22 protein-coding genes are annotated in these 19044 nt (G+C 46.9%); 6 read left to right on the top strand and 16 right to left on the bottom strand.

Features of this window, described 5'->3' with window-relative positions; all coding sequences use genetic code 11:
- Positions 1–11: 11 nt before the first annotated feature.
- The 6 genes from B3F51_RS05905 to B3F51_RS05885 form a co-directional block, all read right to left on the bottom strand.
- Positions 12–959, bottom strand: coding sequence for a LysR family transcriptional regulator (locus tag B3F51_RS05905; protein WP_286946026.1), 948 nt, complete (start codon positions 957–959; stop codon positions 12–14).
- A gap of 297 nt (positions 960–1256) precedes the next feature.
- The gene (locus B3F51_RS05900; protein ID WP_286946025.1) at positions 1257–1823 is read right to left on the bottom strand and encodes a uroporphyrinogen decarboxylase family protein; all 567 of its coding nucleotides are present in this window, start codon (positions 1821–1823) and stop codon (positions 1257–1259) included.
- Entirely contained in the window at positions 1778–2242 is a 465-nt protein-coding gene (locus tag B3F51_RS05895; RefSeq protein ID WP_286946024.1) for a hypothetical protein, read from the bottom strand. The genes B3F51_RS05900 and B3F51_RS05895 overlap by 46 nt, the downstream gene beginning before the upstream one ends.
- A gap of 203 nt (positions 2243–2445) precedes the next feature.
- A complete protein-coding gene (locus B3F51_RS16195; RefSeq protein WP_349680189.1) occupies positions 2446–2664 on the bottom strand; it encodes a hypothetical protein in 219 nt (72 codons plus the stop codon).
- A gap of 9 nt (positions 2665–2673) precedes the next feature.
- Positions 2674–3033, bottom strand: a complete 360-nt coding sequence (locus B3F51_RS16190) for an MMPL family transporter (protein WP_349680191.1) — start codon at positions 3031–3033, stop codon at positions 2674–2676.
- A 17-nt stretch (positions 3034–3050) separates the two neighbouring features.
- Positions 3051–3581 carry an MMPL family transporter gene (locus B3F51_RS05885; protein ID WP_286946023.1) on the bottom strand — a complete coding sequence of 177 codons (531 nt, stop codon included), beginning with the start codon at positions 3579–3581 and terminating at the stop codon, positions 3051–3053.
- 241 nt (positions 3582–3822) lie between these two features.
- Here B3F51_RS05885 and B3F51_RS05880 point away from each other — a divergent pair, with 241 nt between their 5' ends.
- Positions 3823–3960 carry a TetR/AcrR family transcriptional regulator gene (locus B3F51_RS05880; protein ID WP_286946022.1) on the top strand — a complete coding sequence of 46 codons (138 nt, stop codon included), beginning with the start codon at positions 3823–3825 and terminating at the stop codon, positions 3958–3960.
- Positions 3961–4393: 433 nt separating this feature from the next.
- Here the strand turns inward: B3F51_RS05880 and acsB are convergent, their stop codons facing one another.
- From acsB to B3F51_RS05860, 4 genes are all read right to left on the bottom strand, one after another.
- On the bottom strand, positions 4394–6529 hold the full coding sequence (acsB, locus tag B3F51_RS05875; protein ID WP_286946021.1) for an acetyl-CoA decarbonylase/synthase complex subunit alpha/beta: 2136 nt from the start codon (positions 6527–6529) through the stop codon (positions 4394–4396).
- A gap of 219 nt (positions 6530–6748) precedes the next feature.
- Positions 6749–8677 (bottom strand): sigma 54-interacting transcriptional regulator, encoded by a 1929-nt coding sequence (locus B3F51_RS05870; RefSeq protein ID WP_286946020.1) that lies wholly within the window; start codon positions 8675–8677, stop codon positions 6749–6751.
- 99 nt (positions 8678–8776) lie between these two features.
- Complete coding sequence (locus B3F51_RS05865; protein WP_286946146.1) at positions 8777–9382, bottom strand: methylenetetrahydrofolate reductase; 606 nt, start codon at positions 9380–9382, stop codon at positions 8777–8779.
- A gap of 469 nt (positions 9383–9851) precedes the next feature.
- Positions 9852–10445, bottom strand: coding sequence for an SLC13 family permease (locus B3F51_RS05860; protein WP_286946144.1), 594 nt, complete (start codon positions 10443–10445; stop codon positions 9852–9854).
- A 115-nt stretch (positions 10446–10560) separates the two neighbouring features.
- On the opposite strand from B3F51_RS05860, the gene B3F51_RS05855 reads away from it, so the two are divergent.
- The 4 genes from B3F51_RS05855 (at position 10561) to B3F51_RS05840 (ending at position 14873) form a co-directional block, all read left to right on the top strand.
- Positions 10561–12486 carry an FAD-dependent oxidoreductase gene (locus tag B3F51_RS05855; RefSeq protein WP_286946019.1) on the top strand — a complete coding sequence of 642 codons (1926 nt, stop codon included), beginning with the start codon at positions 10561–10563 and terminating at the stop codon, positions 12484–12486.
- Positions 12487–12620: 134 nt separating this feature from the next.
- Positions 12621–13436: a MerR family transcriptional regulator gene (locus B3F51_RS05850; RefSeq protein ID WP_286946018.1), complete on the top strand. Its 816-nt coding sequence runs from the start codon at positions 12621–12623 to the stop codon at positions 13434–13436.
- Between the two features lie 27 nt (positions 13437–13463).
- Entirely contained in the window at positions 13464–14399 is a 936-nt protein-coding gene (locus tag B3F51_RS05845) for a diacylglycerol/lipid kinase family protein (RefSeq protein ID WP_286946016.1), read from the top strand.
- Between the two features lie 225 nt (positions 14400–14624).
- Complete coding sequence (locus B3F51_RS05840; protein WP_070371352.1) at positions 14625–14873, top strand: hypothetical protein; 249 nt, start codon at positions 14625–14627, stop codon at positions 14871–14873.
- A gap of 65 nt (positions 14874–14938) precedes the next feature.
- On the opposite strand, the gene B3F51_RS05835 is transcribed toward B3F51_RS05840, so the two are convergent.
- Both B3F51_RS05835 and B3F51_RS05830 read right to left on the bottom strand, forming a co-directional pair.
- Entirely contained in the window at positions 14939–15265 is a 327-nt protein-coding gene (locus B3F51_RS05835) for a type II toxin-antitoxin system RelE/ParE family toxin (RefSeq protein ID WP_250935467.1), read from the bottom strand.
- A 1-nt stretch (position 15266) separates the two neighbouring features.
- Positions 15267–15548 (bottom strand): type II toxin-antitoxin system Phd/YefM family antitoxin, encoded by a 282-nt coding sequence (locus tag B3F51_RS05830; RefSeq protein WP_228880672.1) that lies wholly within the window; start codon positions 15546–15548, stop codon positions 15267–15269.
- A gap of 257 nt (positions 15549–15805) precedes the next feature.
- On the opposite strand from B3F51_RS05830, the gene B3F51_RS05825 reads away from it, so the two are divergent.
- Entirely contained in the window at positions 15806–16306 is a 501-nt protein-coding gene (locus B3F51_RS05825) for a hypothetical protein (protein WP_070371350.1), read from the top strand.
- Positions 16307–16422: 116 nt separating this feature from the next.
- On the opposite strand, the gene B3F51_RS05820 is transcribed toward B3F51_RS05825, so the two are convergent.
- The 4 genes from B3F51_RS05820 to B3F51_RS05805 all read right to left on the bottom strand — a co-directional run bounded on the left by B3F51_RS05820 (position 16423) and on the right by B3F51_RS05805 (position 18971).
- On the bottom strand, positions 16423–17391 hold the full coding sequence (locus B3F51_RS05820; protein ID WP_286946012.1) for an aromatic ring-hydroxylating oxygenase subunit alpha: 969 nt from the start codon (positions 17389–17391) through the stop codon (positions 16423–16425).
- A gap of 262 nt (positions 17392–17653) precedes the next feature.
- Positions 17654–18256 (bottom strand): peptidoglycan-binding protein, encoded by a 603-nt coding sequence (locus B3F51_RS05815; protein ID WP_286946011.1) that lies wholly within the window; start codon positions 18254–18256, stop codon positions 17654–17656.
- Between the two features lie 17 nt (positions 18257–18273).
- Entirely contained in the window at positions 18274–18696 is a 423-nt protein-coding gene (locus B3F51_RS05810; protein ID WP_286946010.1) for a phage holin family protein, read from the bottom strand.
- Between the two features lie 50 nt (positions 18697–18746).
- A complete protein-coding gene (locus B3F51_RS05805) occupies positions 18747–18971 on the bottom strand; it encodes a DUF2922 domain-containing protein (RefSeq protein WP_228880664.1) in 225 nt (74 codons plus the stop codon).
- Positions 18972–19044: the final 73 nt, after the last annotated feature.

Below are 19044 nucleotides of genomic sequence, written 5' to 3'. Positions count from 1 at the left end.
AATTTTATCCCTTAGTCATTATATGTATCCCGGATGATATTGTCACAAACTTCTTTGCAAATTTCTCGAAATTTAAGCAGAAAAGGATTACTGTTATTCGCAGAGAAAACGATTATAATTCCAGAATGGACAGAAGCTCGAAATAATGAAATATAACGCAACTCTTTAGGATTCATCGGTGCAAAACAATTATCCAGTATCGCAACACTTTCGCTGCGTTTTAATTCCATTGCAAGTGTAAATAAGCTATCGACTTTTTTCACTCGTTTGTATGTAATGCCAGATGACTGGCAAACCACACTTACAAACGTGCGGTATTCTTCATATTCCTCACCATCCATTGTGACAAGCGTTAAGTTTTTTAGATCTTCATCATTTATTTCATCTTTTGTAAAAAGAGGATGCACATCTGAAATTACCAATGTCGGCGGCATCAAAAACAGGACTTGATATTGGAGATTTGAATCCTCTATTCTGCTTATTCCTGCATAAGTAAAAAAAGTCGCATCATAGAGACCTGAGCTGACATTAGTGAGCACTCTATCAGGATCATCCCGTTCAATTTTTAAATCAACATCCGGATAAGCAGTTTCAAACGCTTTGGTAATCGGCAACAGATAGCTGTCCATCGATGTGCTGCTAAAATCACCAATTACCAGACTCTGAAATTGATTCTTTTGCTGAAGGAAAGCTTTCTCAACGGCATTCTCGGTTTTTGTCAAAATTTCCGGCAGAAGCTCGGCCAGCTTTTTACCTGCATTGGTCAGCCGGACATGCTGTTTGTGCCTTAAAAATAGCACCAGACCAGTTGAATATTCAAGACTTTGGATGTTTCGGCTGATCGATGCCTGTGTCATGTGAAGCGTTGCCGCAGCTTTTGTGAAATTTTCGTATTTTGCAGCAGTCAAAAATATTTCTATCTGTTGCAGCGTAATCCCTAACAACCCTGATGGTATCATTTTTAGCTCCCTTCGATCAATGCACCCTAAGTCACTATTTTATAATTAAAGATAGAATGCTCGTATTTATCCCATTTGGTTTTAAAATTCAGCTTTATTATATCAGCAATTCTTATAAAATGGGCTAATAAAAAATGCTGATACCAATTGAAAAGTATAAATCTTTTAATTGATTTCAGCATAAATTATTTTTTTGAAAAATCTGCACCGATGCTTAATCCTTCTCAGCACTTTCGTTTTTCAGCAAAAGTCCCCGATCTGGATCATGTCCAGCAATGATCCAAGCAGTCTTTTGTGCTAGATACCACGCTTTTGACATTCGGCACGAAACGTTTTCATAAACGCTCCCATTTGCATGAGTTGCGTCGGTGTGGGTTCAACCCCAAGTTCCCCAATCATCGGCAAACATAAGTAGCCTCCGTTAACGGCATATTGTTCAACCATGCGCAATGCCTCAGCCTCAAGCGTTTCAGCCGTTGCATCCGGAAATCCGGCCGGTCCCTGAGAATTAAAACCACCTGTAATAACCAGTTTATCACCATGTTTTTTCTGAATGCCAACCAAATTATTTGAAGCTTGTGCCGGGAAGAATGACTGTATTCCCATTTCGACATAATCATCCATAATCACATCACATTTTCCACAGGTATGCTGTTCAGCAATCATATCATGTTTACGAATTGCTTCTATAATGCGGGCATGATGGGGTTTAATAATCTGCCGATATGTTTCCGGACTCATAAAAAGTGAATCAGCTTTCGCAAGATCGTCTGTATAACAAAATACATCCGGATGATAATGTTTGGCTACACATTCAATTAGTTCAATTTTATAGTCGGCAACTGCGCTAAAAAATCCGAACATTCTTCCGGGTCTTCAAGTAACGCCATTAGGGCATTTTCAAATCCCATCAATTGTGTGAGCCGATCAAAGCAACCTTGTTCACTGAAATAGGTTAACACTTTGCTGCTATCATAATCTTTGAGTTCTGCTTCTGCAAGATGCATCCAATCCCAATCCTTTGGGGCTGGAAATTTGAGATTTCTCCAATCGCTGATATCCTTCACAAGATAATTCCCTGGCACCGGAACCGGAGCACCATGGCCCATTTCCCACTCAACTCCAAATTCATCCAGTCGAACATTTTCCCTAACAGTTTTTCCTCGAACACCAGTTTCATTATTTGAGATTATTCCAGCCAGATAAACTGCTTCCATATATATCGGTGTCCACTCAGGTTTCTGATGACGATAGACCCGTAATAAATTTTCTTTCTCGTTCATTAGACAATCTCCTTAGTTCATTTTGGTCATGTGCACATCCAACCGTATGTGTATTGTACCTTTCTCGTAATCAAAAGTCTAATTCCGATTTCGTAAACAGTCATACGAAAAACGTATGACTGTTTTATATAAGTAACTGCGTCAGCAGCAATTGCCATTTTTCTGCCTCCATTTTAGCAGTTATTATTTCAATCGCTTACTGATCATCCGATATTCGGCGTTGTTTTGTTTCTCTGCTGACGCAGTTCCCGGATGCATTCGGGCAAAGCAATCATCGCCGGGATAAAAATCGGCAGCATCACCAGACAGAGAATCATCAGGCCGATGATGACCGTCACCGCCAGCTGAATCAGCAGTGACATACCCGACGGAATCAGAGTGGCAAAAGTGCCGCCGAGAATAATCACCGCTCCGGTAACCACGCCACCGGTTTACCGACAGGCTTCAACGATGGCATCTTGGGGCGACAAATCATGATATTCCCCCACTTGGGCCATCAGAAAGATGCTGTAATCGACGCCCAGAGCCACAATGATGATAAACGAAAAAAACGGGATAAACGGGTTGAAACCAACAAAATGAAACCACTGGGCAAACAGCTGATTGCTTAAAAAGATGGCGGCAAAATTGGCGCCAATCAGCGATCCGGTAATACAGAGCGATGACCACAGCGACCGGATCAGAAGCAGTAGCACTAGAAAAATGCCCAAAAGGACGATGACAATCATCCGGTTCAGATCCTGGCTTAAGACATCATTTTCGTCCCGCGTCGTAGCGCTGGGCCCAACAATGCCATAGTCGACGTTTTTTAAAACGGTTCCGGCCAGCGAGGTGTGGAGATAGTCGTTGTTGATAAATCCTCACCGGTCAGATAGGTGTCGGTATGAATCCCGGTAAAATTGGCCTTGATTTTTTCACTTAAGTCATCAATGTCCTGATCGCTCTGAGCCAGCTTAAACGGCACCATCAGGGTGGTGCCGTCCGGAGAGATGAAATTATCCCGGGCTTCCGGCATACCAAAAGGGTCCATGATTTCCACAATCCCCAGCGCCTGAGCGTCGGCCCGGAAGCGAGCCACCCCTGCTTCAATCTGGCTCATTTGATCCGGGGTGATTTGATCGGCGCTGTAAAAAACAACCAGGTCACTGGTGCCCTCCTGGGTCTCCATCTGATCCAGCAGGGTCTGGGCCACCTTGGAGGGACTGCTGTCACTGATGGGATTTTGTCCCCGCTCCTTAAGAATCGCCTGGGTATCCGGCTGAAAAACCGTCAACAGTACCGTCACAACCAGCCATAGGATCAGAATCCCATAGCGATATCTGATTATTTTTTTCATCATTTCATGCTTCCTTTCCTGTCACTGTGATTAATTCAACAAGGTGTTGTTTTTATATACCTTCTGTATTATAATGACCAGGATCATGAAAGACAACCCGCAATTCTTCCGGGAATTGCAAAGAAACCAACACATCACTTTCTTTCTGTCGGATTAATCAAAAATATATACGAGGAATCAGCATGTCCAATGAAAAAACAATCGCCGGGTACGGCTCACCAAAAAAATACTCAAAGACAGCCTGATGGAATTGATGGAGACCCGCCCGATCTCCAAAATTTCTGTAAAGATGATCTGTGAAACGGCAGACATCAACCGCAGCACCTTCTATGCCCACTATGCCGATCAGTATGCCCTGCTGACACAGCTGGAGGAGCCTTAAACTGCCTGCGCACCTGGCTGAAGAAGGGAATGACCGAGCCGGTCGACGAATTTGCTGAATTTCTGATCAAGGTAATCGATGGTGGGCTTTCGAGCTTTTTCGTTGAGGCTTAAAACTGTATAAAAGAGTCCATCCACCTGCTCACCGGTCTTTTTTTATAATACCCATTATTGCCGACGCATCGGTCAGATAAAAAAGGCCCCCTGGCAAGCGCCCCATCCAAACCCGCACTATGTTTTTCTAAACAGACCCCGGGCTTCCCGATGTCCAGAATTCGAGTCAAAAAAACGCGGCTAATTAGGCTTCATACCAAAGCATCAAAAAAAACTGCTGCGCCATTTTTCCAGGCGCACTTCCAGGACACAAAAAAACGCACCTCAAAATGAGATGCGTTTTTACTTGTCTTTTTTTTATATACGTATTGGCAAAGTGCCTACATAATCGGGTCCATGGCCAGGGCCGGATGGTTTTTGGTTTCCAGGAATTCCAGAACCGCTTCGGAGTCGGTGGCAATGGTTTCATCACAAACCATGTCGGCAAAGTTTTCCGGTCCACCCATGGCTACAACGGCTTTGTTCAAGCGGTCAGCCACATCGTCTTTTAATTCTTTGGGCATCCAGACAATTCGTTGTAGTCCGCCTTCAGCCGACATAAACTTTTTAGAACCAATCAGGAACCGACCGTGACCCATAAAGCCGGGGGTCTGCACACCACCACCGGTCATGGAGGCCAACTCGCCAAAGGTCATCCCAACCGGAGAAGTCTGACTGAATTCACGGTTGACAATGATCACGCCATTGGCTTCAGGCATGATTCCACAGATACATTCAAAGCAACCACAGGAAGTCATTGGATCTTCAAGGATTGAATAGAGGGTGACGCTTTCAACTGCGCCTTGTGATGCGCTGGCAACAGCCTTGTTAACCGAATCCCAACGACCAACCCGTTCATCACTGGCAGTTCCTTTGATGACCGGCTGATTAGGTCCTTCGGGATCGAGTTCTTTGGTCGCCTTGGCATCCAACCAGGAAACCGCGCCACACAGACCCAGACGTTCCGGGGTCACGATGCAAACGTGGCTGGGCGCAAAAGACTGACACAATAAACAGGTGTAGAATTCATCAACACTCTCATCCGTCAGGGCATTCATTCGGGCATCCCGCTCGGCGTAAATTGGTTTAACCATTTCTTCACCCAGCCGTTTAACGTCTTCGGCCTTGGTGTAAATGGTGATTTCACATTTATCGACGACTTTTTCAAAGTCCGACCGCATTTTGGCGTAGAGCACTTCACCGATATGTTTTAAACGGAACCCTTTTTCAAAGGCTTCTTTAGTCAGACGGATCCAAGCGATGTTACGTTGGCCCACATGCATGGCGCCATCGATGTAGTTGGTGAAGTAGTGGATGCGGCGTTCCAGCACGGTTTCAAAATCTTTTTGCATGGCTTTGCCGCCAACGGTGACAACAATCCCCAGAGGCAGACGGACGACATCGGCATCAGCGAAGCTTGGATCATCGATATCCGGTCCGATGACGGTAATTTTATGGTCTTCCATGGTGGCCGGATCCCCGCTGGTAACCAGTTCCCAGCATTCAGTTTTGTTGCCGCCAAATTCGGCAAACATGTTCTCTTTTCGAACCCGCTCCCCTTCAAAGGCTGAAGCCACGGAAACCGGTACATCGATTTTGGTGACTTTAATTTTAATTTCCCGGGCTTCCAGAGAAAATTCGACGGTTTTGCTGTGATCGGCCTGGGTCATTAAGGCTCCCGGCACTTCCGGGACCGGTACATCGGCGATAACCGGGAAACCGAGGGCAATGGCACCCGCCCCAACAGAAACGATCACTTCGTTGAGTTCACCAAAGGTATTGACAAAGGCCGGTACCCGTTCTTTGGTGTAAGTTAAAAACTCCGGCAGTTTGCCCGGTTCGATGCCGCCAAAAATCAGAGCCGCCCGAATCGCCACGGAGACCACGTGAATAACCGAGGTGACTTCATGACCCAACGGGATCACCCGATAATCCAGCCCCATCTTGACGCCGCCTTCTAAGGCCTGCTCAATAATGTTACCAACCATAAAGGTCAGCAGTCCTTTTTCCTGATAGTCCTTAACAATCGCAGCCAGAGCCGCAGGATCAGCAGCTTCGCCCAGCAGGACGGCAATCCCGGGGATATCACCGGTTACCAGAGGCACACCCAATGATCGGATAATCGGATCCGGCACAAAACCGATGCCGGAATCATTGGCATAGGGGTCACCATCCAGATAGCGGATCGCTTCAATAATTTCGGCCCCAACAGCGGTCGCCAGACCGGCATTTAAAGCCTCGCCCAGATCTTCCTTGTTGGTGATCAGGCTTTTAAGAATGCCCACAGCCGCTGGTAAATCGCCCAGGGTCTTAATTTTAACCCCGGTAGCGGCGTAGATAATCGGCAAACAATAAGCGGTATCGGGATAACCCACGGCATGATCCGCACCAAATTTTTCAATGGCGTCATTCACTGCGCCTTCGGTTAATCCGGCAACTGCATTGGAACCGGCGTAAATTAAATCTGTCAAACTCATAATTTTTCACTCTTCCTTTTCAAAGAAATATTTTTTATTAAACATACTACCAATTTATTATTGCAAGTTTTGTGCCAACCCCATAAAATGCCGCCAAGCCCGGTTTGATGGGATTTTTATCCGCCTGCCCCGATTTGATAGTGTCTATTATTTTGACACTGTCAAAATACAGTTGACACTTTTTGACATCACTTGACACTCGTCCCGGCCACCGGCTGTCTAACTAATCTGATACTTTTTAATCTTATTATAAAGGGTCTGGCGGGTGATGCCGAGTTTTTCGGCTGCCGCCGACTTGTTATAATTGCAGTTTTCCAACACCCGGATGATCAGCTCACGTTCATTTTCCCGGATTTCACTGGCAGCGCCCCCGACCCCGCCATTTAAGGTCGCCGCCGTATGCAGCTCCATCATTATCGCCTGGCTTGTAATCACTCCGTCATCGACCAGAAAGGTCAGGCGCTTGAGTAGATTTTCCAGCTCCCGGATATTGCCGGGCCAATCATAGCCCATCAGCGCCTGAAGGCCAGACGCATCAATCCGTTTAAGCCCGGTTTTGCTTTCTTCACTGATCTGACTAAGAATCTTTGCGGCTAAGACCGGGATTTCATCCCGCCGCTGTCGCAGCGGCGGCAGAACAATATTGATCACATTGAGGCGGTAGTAAAGATCCTTGCGAAATAAGCCATCCCGGATCATCGCTTCGAGGTTTTGACTGGTGGCGGCAATGACCCGGGTGTCAACCTGCTGGGTTTTGACGGCGCCCATTTTTTCAAACTTCTTTTCCTGCAGAAAACGTAGTAACTTTGACTGGATTTCAATGGGAATCTCGGCGATTTCATCTAAGAAAACCGTCCCGCCCTGAGCCATTTCCAGTTTACCGGCTTTGCCGTTTCTGCTGGCGCCGGTAAAGGCCCCGGGCGTGTAGCCAAACAATTCGGTTTCAAAAAAATTCTTGGGAATGGTAGTGCAGTCAATGTAGATAAAAGGCTTATGACGACGGGGACTTTCCTGATGAACCACCTCGGCAAACAGCGTTTTGCCGGTGCCGCTTTCGCCTCGGATTAAGATCGAGGCATCGGTTTTAGCAACTTTCCGGATGTAGTTTACCTGACTGATCATCACATCGCTGGCCACAACAACACGATCATCTTTGAGTTTAAGCTGCTGCTGGCTGGCTTTTTTGTTGCTGTCAATCCGCTCTTCCAGGTCGGATATTTTATCAAGCAGCAGTTTAATAAAATCCGATTCCACCGGAATCACCTGGCGCAGGACTGCCTGGGATTCTAGAATCGGGCTCTCAAAAACAATGTGCTCCTTGCCGGAAATTATCTGCTGCCAGATGGCCGGTTTGCCGGTCGCTAGCACCTCGGTATACTTTGTTTCCCAAGCCAGGGAAATAATGCTGGTGTCTTTTTGAAAAGCCAGGGACAGAAATTCCTGGTACTTTTTATTGATCCGCACGACCATCCCGGAGCTGTCGATTACCGCAAGATAGTTGGGAATGCTGTCGATGATGTTCTGATTGAAATTATCGGCTTCCAGGGCATTTTCCAGGGCATCATTGAGTTGTTTATTGGCCCGGCTGGAGCGCTGGCTTTGGGATTGGATCTGATTTTTGCTTTTAGCCAGCTTGAGTGAATTGATGGTCAGATAAAGCATGTTGATATCGGGTTTTTCATCATCGCCGACGGCCTGAAAGTTCTTTTTATTGCCCTTGGCCGGGGTGATTTCAAATTCACAATAGTCGTCACCCAGAGCGTTGCACCGCACTTCCTCGGCATCCATATCCTGATTGCTGATAATACTGACGGCCCCGGCCAGAATCCCAGCTTCAAAATAACAGACCGGTTTGCCGATGTTTTCCATGTCACTGCAGGTAAAACAGTCGTAGAGCCGAAAAACAATTTTGTTATCGGACATGTTGGTCATCACAATCTGGCCAATCCCCAGGGCCATGATCTTTTCCGCTAAACTGTTATAATCAGTAACATTGAGGCTGCGGCCAACATTTTTGGCTGTATTATAATAAATTTCTTCCTCAACTGCCTTGGAGGCCCCACTGCTATTGGCCAGATTCAGGACATTTTTTAAATTTTTTTCAACGTGGTTATAATTTTCGTAGTTCACAATGCCGTTATTAAACATCGCACCGCTCCTTTTAGATCATCGAGAATAGCTCTATTATAATGCAAAAGCGACAAAATAGCCATCTTGTCGCTTGATTGTTTTTATTTAATTTTAAATCTAATTGTTATTGGCCAACGAAGCCATATTTAATACCTCTGAAATTGTGCTTGTATTATTGCCACCCAAAAAATGAAATCCATTGATCCCCAATTTTTTCAACGCATCAATTTGTTTAATCGTATAGTCGATCCCAGCTTTTTTAAAGTCCTGGGGATCATCACCATAACGCCCAATAATTTTTGACAATTCTTTTGGTATCGAGATGCCATTTGCAAAACTGATTTGTAATATGCTATTCTTATTCGTAACCGGTAAAATACTGATGTCAACAGGTAAATGAATATCATTTTTCTGACAAAGATCCAACCAGTCCGCAATCGCATATCCATCAAAACATATTTGAGTAATGATCTTATCAGCCCCAAACTCCTGCTTTAATTTTAAATGCTTGATATCGGTTTTAACCGAATCAGCCAAAATGTGAGTTTCAGGATATCCCGCAACAGAGACATGCATATCGGGGTTTAGCTTTTTTATTGTCTTAATAAAACTAAAACTATTAGGGAATGCGTCGTTTCTTTGCGAATGGTACTTGGAATCCCCCCTTATAACAAAATAATGCTCAATCCCAATTGAAACATAAGTTTTTAGACGATCCGTCAGTTCTTTTTTTTCTTATCACCAATTGCAAAGTGTGTCATCGGAACCGTTCGTTTATCCAACTTCAGTAGTCTGCACATTTCTAAATTACGCTCAAAACTTACATCTTTTATCCCACTGATACTACAGCTGATATAGTTCGGATTAAATGAACAAAGTTGATCAATTTTCTTTTTTTGACTCTGAATCTTCTGGATACTTTGTATCGGACTTATTTCAAATGAAATAACCATTTTTTTCATCTCGCTTTCTGCATTCTATTTTCAGCGATTCAATCATCAGCGTCCCCGTGTGTTCATGGTTCACAATGCCCTTATTAAACATCGCACCGCTCTTTTGTGATGATCGATACTCGTTCCATTATAATAGAAAAGCGACAAAATAGCCATCTTGTCGCTTGATTGTTTTTATTTAATTTTAGGATTCATGCATGTTGCGCTGATCCGTTTAACGCCAGCTTACAATCGTTTTGCTAAACGATTCCGGAAATCAATCCGGCCAATGGCAGCCACAAGGTCGCTAAGATAATAAAAGCCAGCTGCATCCAGATAGTCGCCTTGGGCATATCGGTCATTTTGTAATAGCCAGCGGTGTAGGTGATCAGTGGAATCGTATCGATGGGAAACAGATAACAGTTACCGGCGCATAAGCCCAGGGTAATGATCAACAGAGCCGGGTTGATTCCCATGGTGGCCGCCAAGCTGACAATTACTGGTGTCAGCACCCCGATCAGGGCCGGAGCCACCGGAACAACCAGCATGATCACAAAAATCATCACGGCAACAAAAAAGACCCCTCCCATGGTCGAAAGTGACAGTGAGGAGGGCAGTACATAAGTGACAAACCACTCACTGACGCCATTGGCAACAATGGTATTGGCAATACATAAGACTGTCCCGATCAGAATAAAGGAGGTCCAACTAACAGCTTTCATGTACTGTTCCCAGGTGAGAATCCTGATTCCGGGCAGAAAGAACAAGGTACAACCAAAAAGTGAGACCACGGCCACCTCGATAAGCGGAAAAAACGAGCTCATCATCCAGAACAGCATCATCACCGCAGCAATGATGATAGAATAAGCAAAAGAAATTCTTTGTTAATTTTATAATTAACAGCTTGACCTTGAAGTGACTTGAGGGTTTATCCTATCAGTAAATCCAAATATGAAAACGAGGTACAAGATGTTTACTAAATTATTTACGCCCAAGAAAATCAATCAGTGTGAGATTCCCAATCGTCTGGCAGTCACCGCCATGGTGGCCAACTACTGCAATGAGGACGGCACCGCCACCGATCGTTATATTGCTTATCACGAAGCCAAAGCCAAGGGCGGCTGGGGCCTGATTATTACCGAAGATTATGCCGTCAGCCAACATGCCATGGGCTATCAGTTTATTGCCGGGCTGTGGAATGATGATCAGATTGCCAGTCACAAAAAACTGACCGACACCATTCATCAGTATGATTCCAAAATCTTTGCCCAGATCTATCATGCCGGCCGTCAAAGCGCCAGCTTCGTAAATGGCGGCGTTCAGCCGGTGGCGCCATCGGCAATCCCCTGTCCGTGGTTGCGGCAACTGCCCCGGGAGCTGACCATTCCGGAGATTGAACAGATTGTTGAAGATTTTGGCGACTGTGCCTTACGGGCTAAACAGGCTGGCTTTGATGGCATCGAAGTGCATGCCGGACATGGCTATTTAATTGCCGAATTCATGTCCACCTACGTCAACAAACGTACTGATAAATACGGCGGTTGTCTGGATAATCGCTTACGCTTCATCAAAGAAATCTATACCAATATCCGCAGCAAGGTCGGCGACGATTTCCCGGTCATGATCCGTTTTTCGGCTGACGAAGTGGTTCAGGGTGGCCGCGACATTTCTGAATCCCGGGTCCTGGCCAAATTATTTGCCGAATGGGGCTTTGATGCCCTGCATGTTTCCAGTGGTGCCTATGGCGATCATAATAAGGGGATTGTTTCGCCGATGTATGTCTCCCATGCCTGGACTGTCGATTTTGCTGCCGAGATCAAACAGCTCGTCGATATCCCGGTCTTTACGGTCAACCGCATCAATGATCCCCGCATGGCCGATGGTCTGCTGGATATGGGCAAAGCGGATTTCATCGGAATGGGTCGGGGTTCTTTGGCCGATCCCGATCTGCCGAACAAGGCCAAGGCTGGCGATTTAACCTCGATCCGCTACTGCATCGGGTGTATGCAGGGCTGCGTTGGTAAATTACTGGTGGGTGAAGCCATCACCTGTCTGGTCAATCCCTCCCTGGGTCAAGAATATCAGTTGGATTACAGCAAAGCCACCACACCAAAAAAAGTCCTGATTGCCGGCGGCGGACCCGGTGGCCTGGAAGCGGCTCGGGCAGCGGCGATCAAAGGCCACGAGGTCACGCTTTATGAGCAGGGCAGCTTTTTAGGCGGTCAGTTTAAATCAGCCGCTTATCCCCCCTGCAAAGGTGAGTTGGCCACTTATACCAACTGGATCACGAGCGAACTGGATCAGTTGGGCGTAACGATTCATCTCAACCGCCAAGTGACCAAAGAACTGGTCGCCGCTGAAAAACCCGATACCGTTATCGTCGCCACCGGCGAAACCCCCTGCAAACCCGCCATCAAAGGGATCGACAAGGCCCTGGTTGTCACTGCGGAGGATGCCCTACTGGGTAACGTGGCCACCGGTGATCAGATCGTTGTCGCTGGCGGCGGTGAGGTCGGTTCGGAAACGGCGGCGCATCTGGCGATGCAGCAACGGGATGTGACCATCATCGAAATGCTACCCAAGATCTGCAGCGATCTCGATGGCGTCAACAAGTTCAATCTGATGAAAATTCTCTGCGAATATGAGGTCAACCAAATGACCCAAACCAAAGTGGTCGAAATTCTGGATGATGGGGTAATCATCGAAAACAGTCAGGGCCAGCAGACCCTGCCAGCCGATACTGTCGTCATCGCTTTAGGCTACCGTCCCAACAACCATCTGGCCGAAGCATTATCAGCTGTTCACAACCACGTCATCGTCGTTGGCGGGGCTGTTAAAACCAGCAATGCCATGGTGGCAATCAATGACGGCTTTAATGCCGGCTTGTCGCTGTAACCCCCACTACACCGCTAACAATTAAAGATAAAAAAAGGATCGGTGCTTATAAAAGCCCTATCCTTTTTTATTTGTCTTAGTATATTAATGTGATACAATGAAAAAAACCTGAAGCCACTATAGGGAGGAAAATCATGGCATATCGCATTGGGGAAGTCTCCAAACTCTTGGGTCTGCCGGTGGAGACCATCCGCTATTATGAAAAAGAGCAGATTATTGCGCCCAAACGTCAGGAAAACAGTGACTACCGCACCTATGAAACCTGGGATATCTTTTTTCTGATGGAATGCATGCGCTACCGCAGCTTTGACATTTCGTTAAAAGATATTTCCAAGATGCTTCATAATGATTCACTGGACTTTTTTGTCGAACGGATTGGCTTTAAACAACAGGTCATCGATGAAAAACTGCGCTATTATCAGATGCTGGAGCGCAAGATTTCCGCCTACAAGGATAAACTGGCAAGTCTGCCCTATAATGTTGGGTGCTATTGGTTCGTCAATACCCCCGAGTATCGTTATTTTACCTATGTCCGACGCGAAGACGGTGATCATTATGGCGAGGTCGAGGAAAAGCCCTTATTTCCGCACTGGCTCAAGCAAATCCCCTTTGTCGAGTTTACCCATCACATTTCCTTTGCTGACATCGCCGACCCCTGCATCGACCGCGATGCCTGGGGGCTGTGTGTCGAAAGCGCTGACGCCGCGCTGTTAAATCTGCCACTGAACGCGGAGGTGCAGATCCGGCCGGCGAGTTTATGTTTGTGTACGGTGATGGACCTGGGCGACTATGGTAATTTAACCTTACGCCAGTTTGACCCGCTGGTAGCCTATATCCGCGACCACGGCATTGTGCCGGAAGGTGATGTCATCGGCAAAATCCTGACCCGGGTCCATGCCGATGGAAAAATGCACCGTTATATTGAGTATACAATCCCAGTCAGGAAATAAAAACCAAAAAAAACGGAGGAAAAAGCGATGAAAACTGTAGATACGAAGCTGCCGCCACAGCGTGTTAAACTTATTTTTAATCCCGGTTCTGGCGTGAATGACGAATCCCCACTGCAGATCATGGCCGTCGTTAAAGAAATGCAGGCCCGGCAGTTAATACCGGAACTTTATTTGATTGAACCCGACAGTAACTTGCAGGAAGTGGTCGATGAGGCCATTGCCCAGGGCATTGAGCTGTTTGTGGTGTGTGGCGGCGACGGCACCGTTTCTTCGGTCACCAAGGCACTCTACGGTTCAGCGGCGACGCTTGGCATTGTTCCCACCGGAACCCGCAACAATATCGCCTTGAGTCTCGGTATCCCCACCGATATTGCGGCGGCCGTCGCCATCCTCAACGAAGGACAGCGTTTAAAAATAGATCTCGGCCTGGTCATTTGCAACGGTGTCAGTACACCATTTATCGAACTTTGTTCGGTGGGATTATTTTCGACCCTGTTCCCCGCCGGGGATGACATTCAGCACGGTAATATCACCCGGATCGGTGATTTTCTGGGCATTCTGACGACTGCTCCGCCCTCAGACATCCATCTTTTTCTGGACGATAATCAGGAAATCAGCGAATTGGGTCATGCCGCATTAATTTCCAATATGCCCTATATCGGTCGTAATTATAAAGTCGGTGCACCCGATGCCTATCATGACGGCTTACTGGATGTGATGTTTTTTGCCGATCTATCCAAACTCGATTTAATCAATTATATTCTGACTGGCGTCGGCACCGATAACCCCGAAGATCACCGGATTATGCACTATCAGGTCCGTGAAATGGTAATCGACACCGAACCGGCCATGGCGGTAATGGCCGATGGTATCAGTTTGGGCGAGGGGTCAGTGCGTATCAAAGTCCAGCCACAGGCTTTGTCAGTCATGGTTGGAGCGACTGCGTCACATGAAGGGCAATAAGCCGGGTCTGGCTTGATGGTGCGATGCTGGGAACCGCCTGGGGCCTGTTAGGCGTGATTCTAAATAATTCATTTTGAATTTAACAGTGGCGGATGATTTGGTATTTATTTAATGATTGTTGCGCGCTATAGATCCAAATTCTTAAAAATGACTAATTAATATTTTAAACCGGATGCAAAGGGGTATTCATTTAATAACCGACATTATATTGGGGAGGTAAAGAGAATGAACATTGAACAAGTGATCAAGAACCTGAAAAAAATTGATGGTTCCCGGGATATCTGGCGGGATATTATTAAAGCATTCGAGGGCTTTTCTTTTAATGGGATTACCGAAGTCGCCATCGAATCGCAAATGGATGACGAAATTGTCCAGGCTTTTATCGATACCGACGGCTCGCCGGTGATCCAAATCGCCCTGGATCAGTGGGCCGATGGCAGCTATGTGGTTATCGATGCGTCGCAGCTCTGTTGACCAACTTTTTTAAGCCCTAAAAAACACGCTGTCAATGGTTTGTTGTTCCATTGACAGCGTGTCTTTTATTTTAACAGCAGTTTTTTTAACAGCAAATCTTCAAGGTTGCGGCGATTGTCGAGAACGGCCAAGATCAGAACCCGTTGCTTCTCGACCTTATAGATGATGCGCCAGGGTGAATAGACAATTTCCCGGTAAGTCAACAAATCAAAGGCTTTTAACTCCGGCACAAATCGGCCGCTTTCGGGCAACTGCTCCAGTCGTGTTACCTGCGCTTCAATTTTCTCGAGAATCTTCACCGCCAGGGCTTTATCCTCAAAGGCAATGTATTCAATGATTTCAAACAAATCCATTTTGGCCTGATCCGACCATAGAATTGTAAATTCTTCCATTTCAGATCGCTTCGATATTCTTTCGCAGCTCAGCAAAAACATCTTTGTTCTGATGAAGCTCTCCTTCACCGATGGAATTCTCCGAAATCTGGATCAGCTTCATTAATGACAAGGCATTAATCATATTTTGATACGATTCCACGTCCAGCAAAACGCCTCGAGCCTCACCGTTTTGGGTCACAATGATGGGATTCTTATTGTCATTGATATACTTGAGCATATCTGCAGCATGGGTTTTGATATATGAAATGGGTCGAATGTCTTCTTTGAGATTTATATTCACGGGCACACCTCCTCGTTTCAGTACCTATATGATACTATATTAAGACTGATCTGTCAAAGTTCACGATCTTCCTCCTTGCTAATCGTACACTTACTATTTGTTCAATTAGCATTTATGTAGTTAACATATCAGCTTTCACATGGTTGTCAACGGATTGTGACGTTCATTCTGAAAATATTGACCAAATCTTTTTAAAATGTGCCAGAGAGGGTATTCATTTAATAACCGTCATTATATTGGGGAGGGAATCGATTGTGATGAAAAAAATAATCATCAGCGACACCATGCAAAAAGGCTCTTATTACTTAAGCGAAGCGATGGGCGCAAATTTTGATCCTGATTTCAAACCGGAGCTCTCACCCAAAGAGCTATTAGCTTTGGGCCTTTTCGGAGGCAAGTACATGACTGATTGCCGGTCCGAATTTCCGGAGGATTGGTTTGACCATGCCAAACTCTCGCCGACCCGAAAAGATATTTCTTTAAATTATTATCAGGTCGATGCCTCACAGCCGCTTAAAGTCTGGCAGGCCAATGGCTGGATCAATCCCATCGATCCCCGGGGCTGGTTTCAATGGTATTGCCGTTATTATTATGGTCGCCGAGTTCCTGACGAAGACCGTCGCCAGATCAAACGCTGGAAGGCGATGGTGCGCCATATTGGTGCGATTAAAAAGAATTGCGAAAAAATGGATCAAAGCTGTCGCCAAAAACAGCGACAGGCCCTGCTACACTGGGCCTATGATAGTCGCAAACTTTAATCTGTCAACCGACGGTCAGTTACCGAAACGCTAAATCCGTTTGCTAAAAAGCGCTGCTCTTTATCTTTTTTTGTGATCATTTTCTTCGCATTTTACGATCGATGGCGGTGCTCCCGTTATTTCCGGCGCTTCAACTCGTCCCGGATGCGCCGATACTGGATCACCGGCCCGTCCCCGGACAGCAGGTTTTCCTTGGAGATAAACGCCGAAGCTTTGGGTTTTTGGGTGATCACCACCCGCCTGTCCTGGCGCTCGATAATCCGGTTGCCAAATTTTCCGAACCAGGCAATCAGAGCATTAACTGGCCTGAGGCTGGTTGACCGGCAATAGAAACGAAGGTACAGGATCGTGTTTTCATCATCCACCGGCGCAAAATAAATAATAACTTTGGTGGCTTCACTGATATGGTTCATCCAGATGTTTGGAAACAGGAATTTCAGATAGGTGGCTTTAATGACGCAATCATCCGCCGCTTTGGGAGTTTGTCCGACATCTGTTTCATTATTGGCACTGGTTACCAGGCCCCCGGGGACAAACTCAATTTTGGGTCCGTTAACCAATGTCTTGTTGCCCCGTCCGATGGTGTTGTGGTGGACAAATGGCAGGTGAATCACATCCAGCTGGTTTTCAATACAGCGGGAATAGTGGGTCGGCCAGTGATCTTCAATTTCGCTACAAACAAAAGAATCATCGATATCGCCATCAAAAAACGGCAATTCCCCAGTCTGTTTTTCCGGTTCCCCATACCACAGATAAATGATGCCATGGCTTTCCCGCACCCCATAAGCCTTGACGTTAAACCGGCTTAAATCTGCGGTGGAGGCTCTCCCGTTGGCCGGGACAAAAGTGCAGTGGCCCTGGGGGTTAAACTCCAGACCATGAAAGGGACACTGGAGACATTCCCCCTGTAGCTTCCCGCGGCTCAAGGCCGCTCCGCGGTGAGTACACTGATCGACCACACAGCCAAGTTCTCCGTCCCGGTTGCGGAACAACACGAGTTCCTGATTCAGCCGTTTAACGCTGACAACCGCTTCTTTTTTCACTGCCTTCGATGGCAAAATGGCATACCATTGATTACTGATCATCGCTTCTTCCTTTCCCTTTTGGTAACTTGCAGTTTTTTTATGATCCGAGTGATATAGCCGCAGAGCGGCACTGCTTATTACGCGCATCTGACTTCTATTCTAGCAGAAATCCAAGCTCAGGTGGAGAGAATCGCCAAAAATCATCACCACTTGCATAAATTTTCCCTATATTGATGTAATCAAGCTGTCAAACCGGCAGATCCCTGAATTCCGTTCTGTTCTGATAAGCAAAAACCCCCGCCATAGTGGCGGGGTTTTTGCTTTACGAATAGACAATTGAATTACGGGGATAAATTTGAAAATGACAGAACAGTTCACGGGGATAACGAATTACTCCGAAGCTCCGGGCGACGGCAAAATCGGCCATTGCAGCCATCACCTCGGCATTCATCTGTCCGGCGAAGTAGCCGTCAAAGGCTTCGCCGCTTAAGTGACAGGAATCGGGAACACCGCCGTCATCCTGGTTTACCGGGGGACAGCGGGCGCCGGAGGAGATCGTCAGCGGCCAGCCGAAGGCGTCCCGGAGCTCCTGGGCAAAGTGTTTAAGCGGCATAACCAGATCCAGTCCGCAACCACAGCGACAGGCAAATTCCTCGGGCCTGAAGTTTTTAAGGACCAGCGCATCCCGGTTGTGGCTCTCCGCAAGGGAATCATTAATCAGGCTGGCTCCGATCCGTTCGTTTAAGGCCAATAGCAGGGCATTATTGGTGGCCTCCCCAACCAGCCCGTCAGCGGCCAGACCATTATCCTGCTGGAAGCTAAGCACCGCCGCCGCCGTACGCTCACCATCCCGGCCATCCAGTTGGCCGGGATCGTAACCCAGCACCTTCAAGGTTTCCTGAACCCATTTTACATAGTCGTTCACACAGACCTCCCTTTTCTTTATTTTTCATTCTTTTCCTGAAGGACGTCAATGGCCCGGATGATTGGTTTGGGTAGGGGCACCCCCATCAGGCCGATGTTTTCGGTAATTGATAACAGCTCATTGCCGCAGCAGGCAATCACTGTAGCATCACGGATGATGGTGGCCCCGAGGATCAGATCCAGTCGGCAGGCGATCAGCACCACCCCCAGGGTGACGGCTTTGCGCAGCAGCCCCTTCCAGGCCGCCCGACTTTCCAGGGCGCCCTGCTGTGATTTTTGGCTTTTGTGAAAAACCCCGGCCAGCACCAACCCGGTCAGATAGTCCACTGCCATAAAAATAAGAAGCGACGAGAGCCCGGCATCCCAGCCCCCCAACAGACTCGCAAAACCACCACCCAGTAATCCCAAGGCGCTCAGGAGCGTCAGTTTCAGCTCAGCCATCGAAAGCCTGGCCGCTACAGTCTTTGGTGGGAGCCGTTACGGCTCCCGGTTTATGGTGCGTCATAGAAGTCGGTCTCGGTGGTCGCAACCTTCTTGCAGTCGACTTTGGCGACGAGGTTTACGCCATCCGGTTTAAAGATATTGGCCGCCAGAATGGTGTCCATTGCCGCGTTGGCTTCGGCCTGGGTAACATCGGGGCGGATATCAGAAAACTGCATCGATCGGTTTTTATTGTTGGCATCTTTAAAGACCATCACAACTTTATATTCTTGCATCGGTTTCTCCTTCCTATATTGTCAAGCCTTAAAAATCAATGATTTGAGGCTTGACAATATAGGAAGGAGAAAC

Source organism: Acetobacterium sp. UBA5834, assembly GCF_002435675.1.
Lineage (GTDB): Bacteria > Bacillota > Clostridia > Eubacteriales > Eubacteriaceae > Acetobacterium > Acetobacterium wieringae.
Note: the sequence above shows the minus strand (reverse complement) of the source record. Positions and strands in the feature narration are given on the sequence as shown.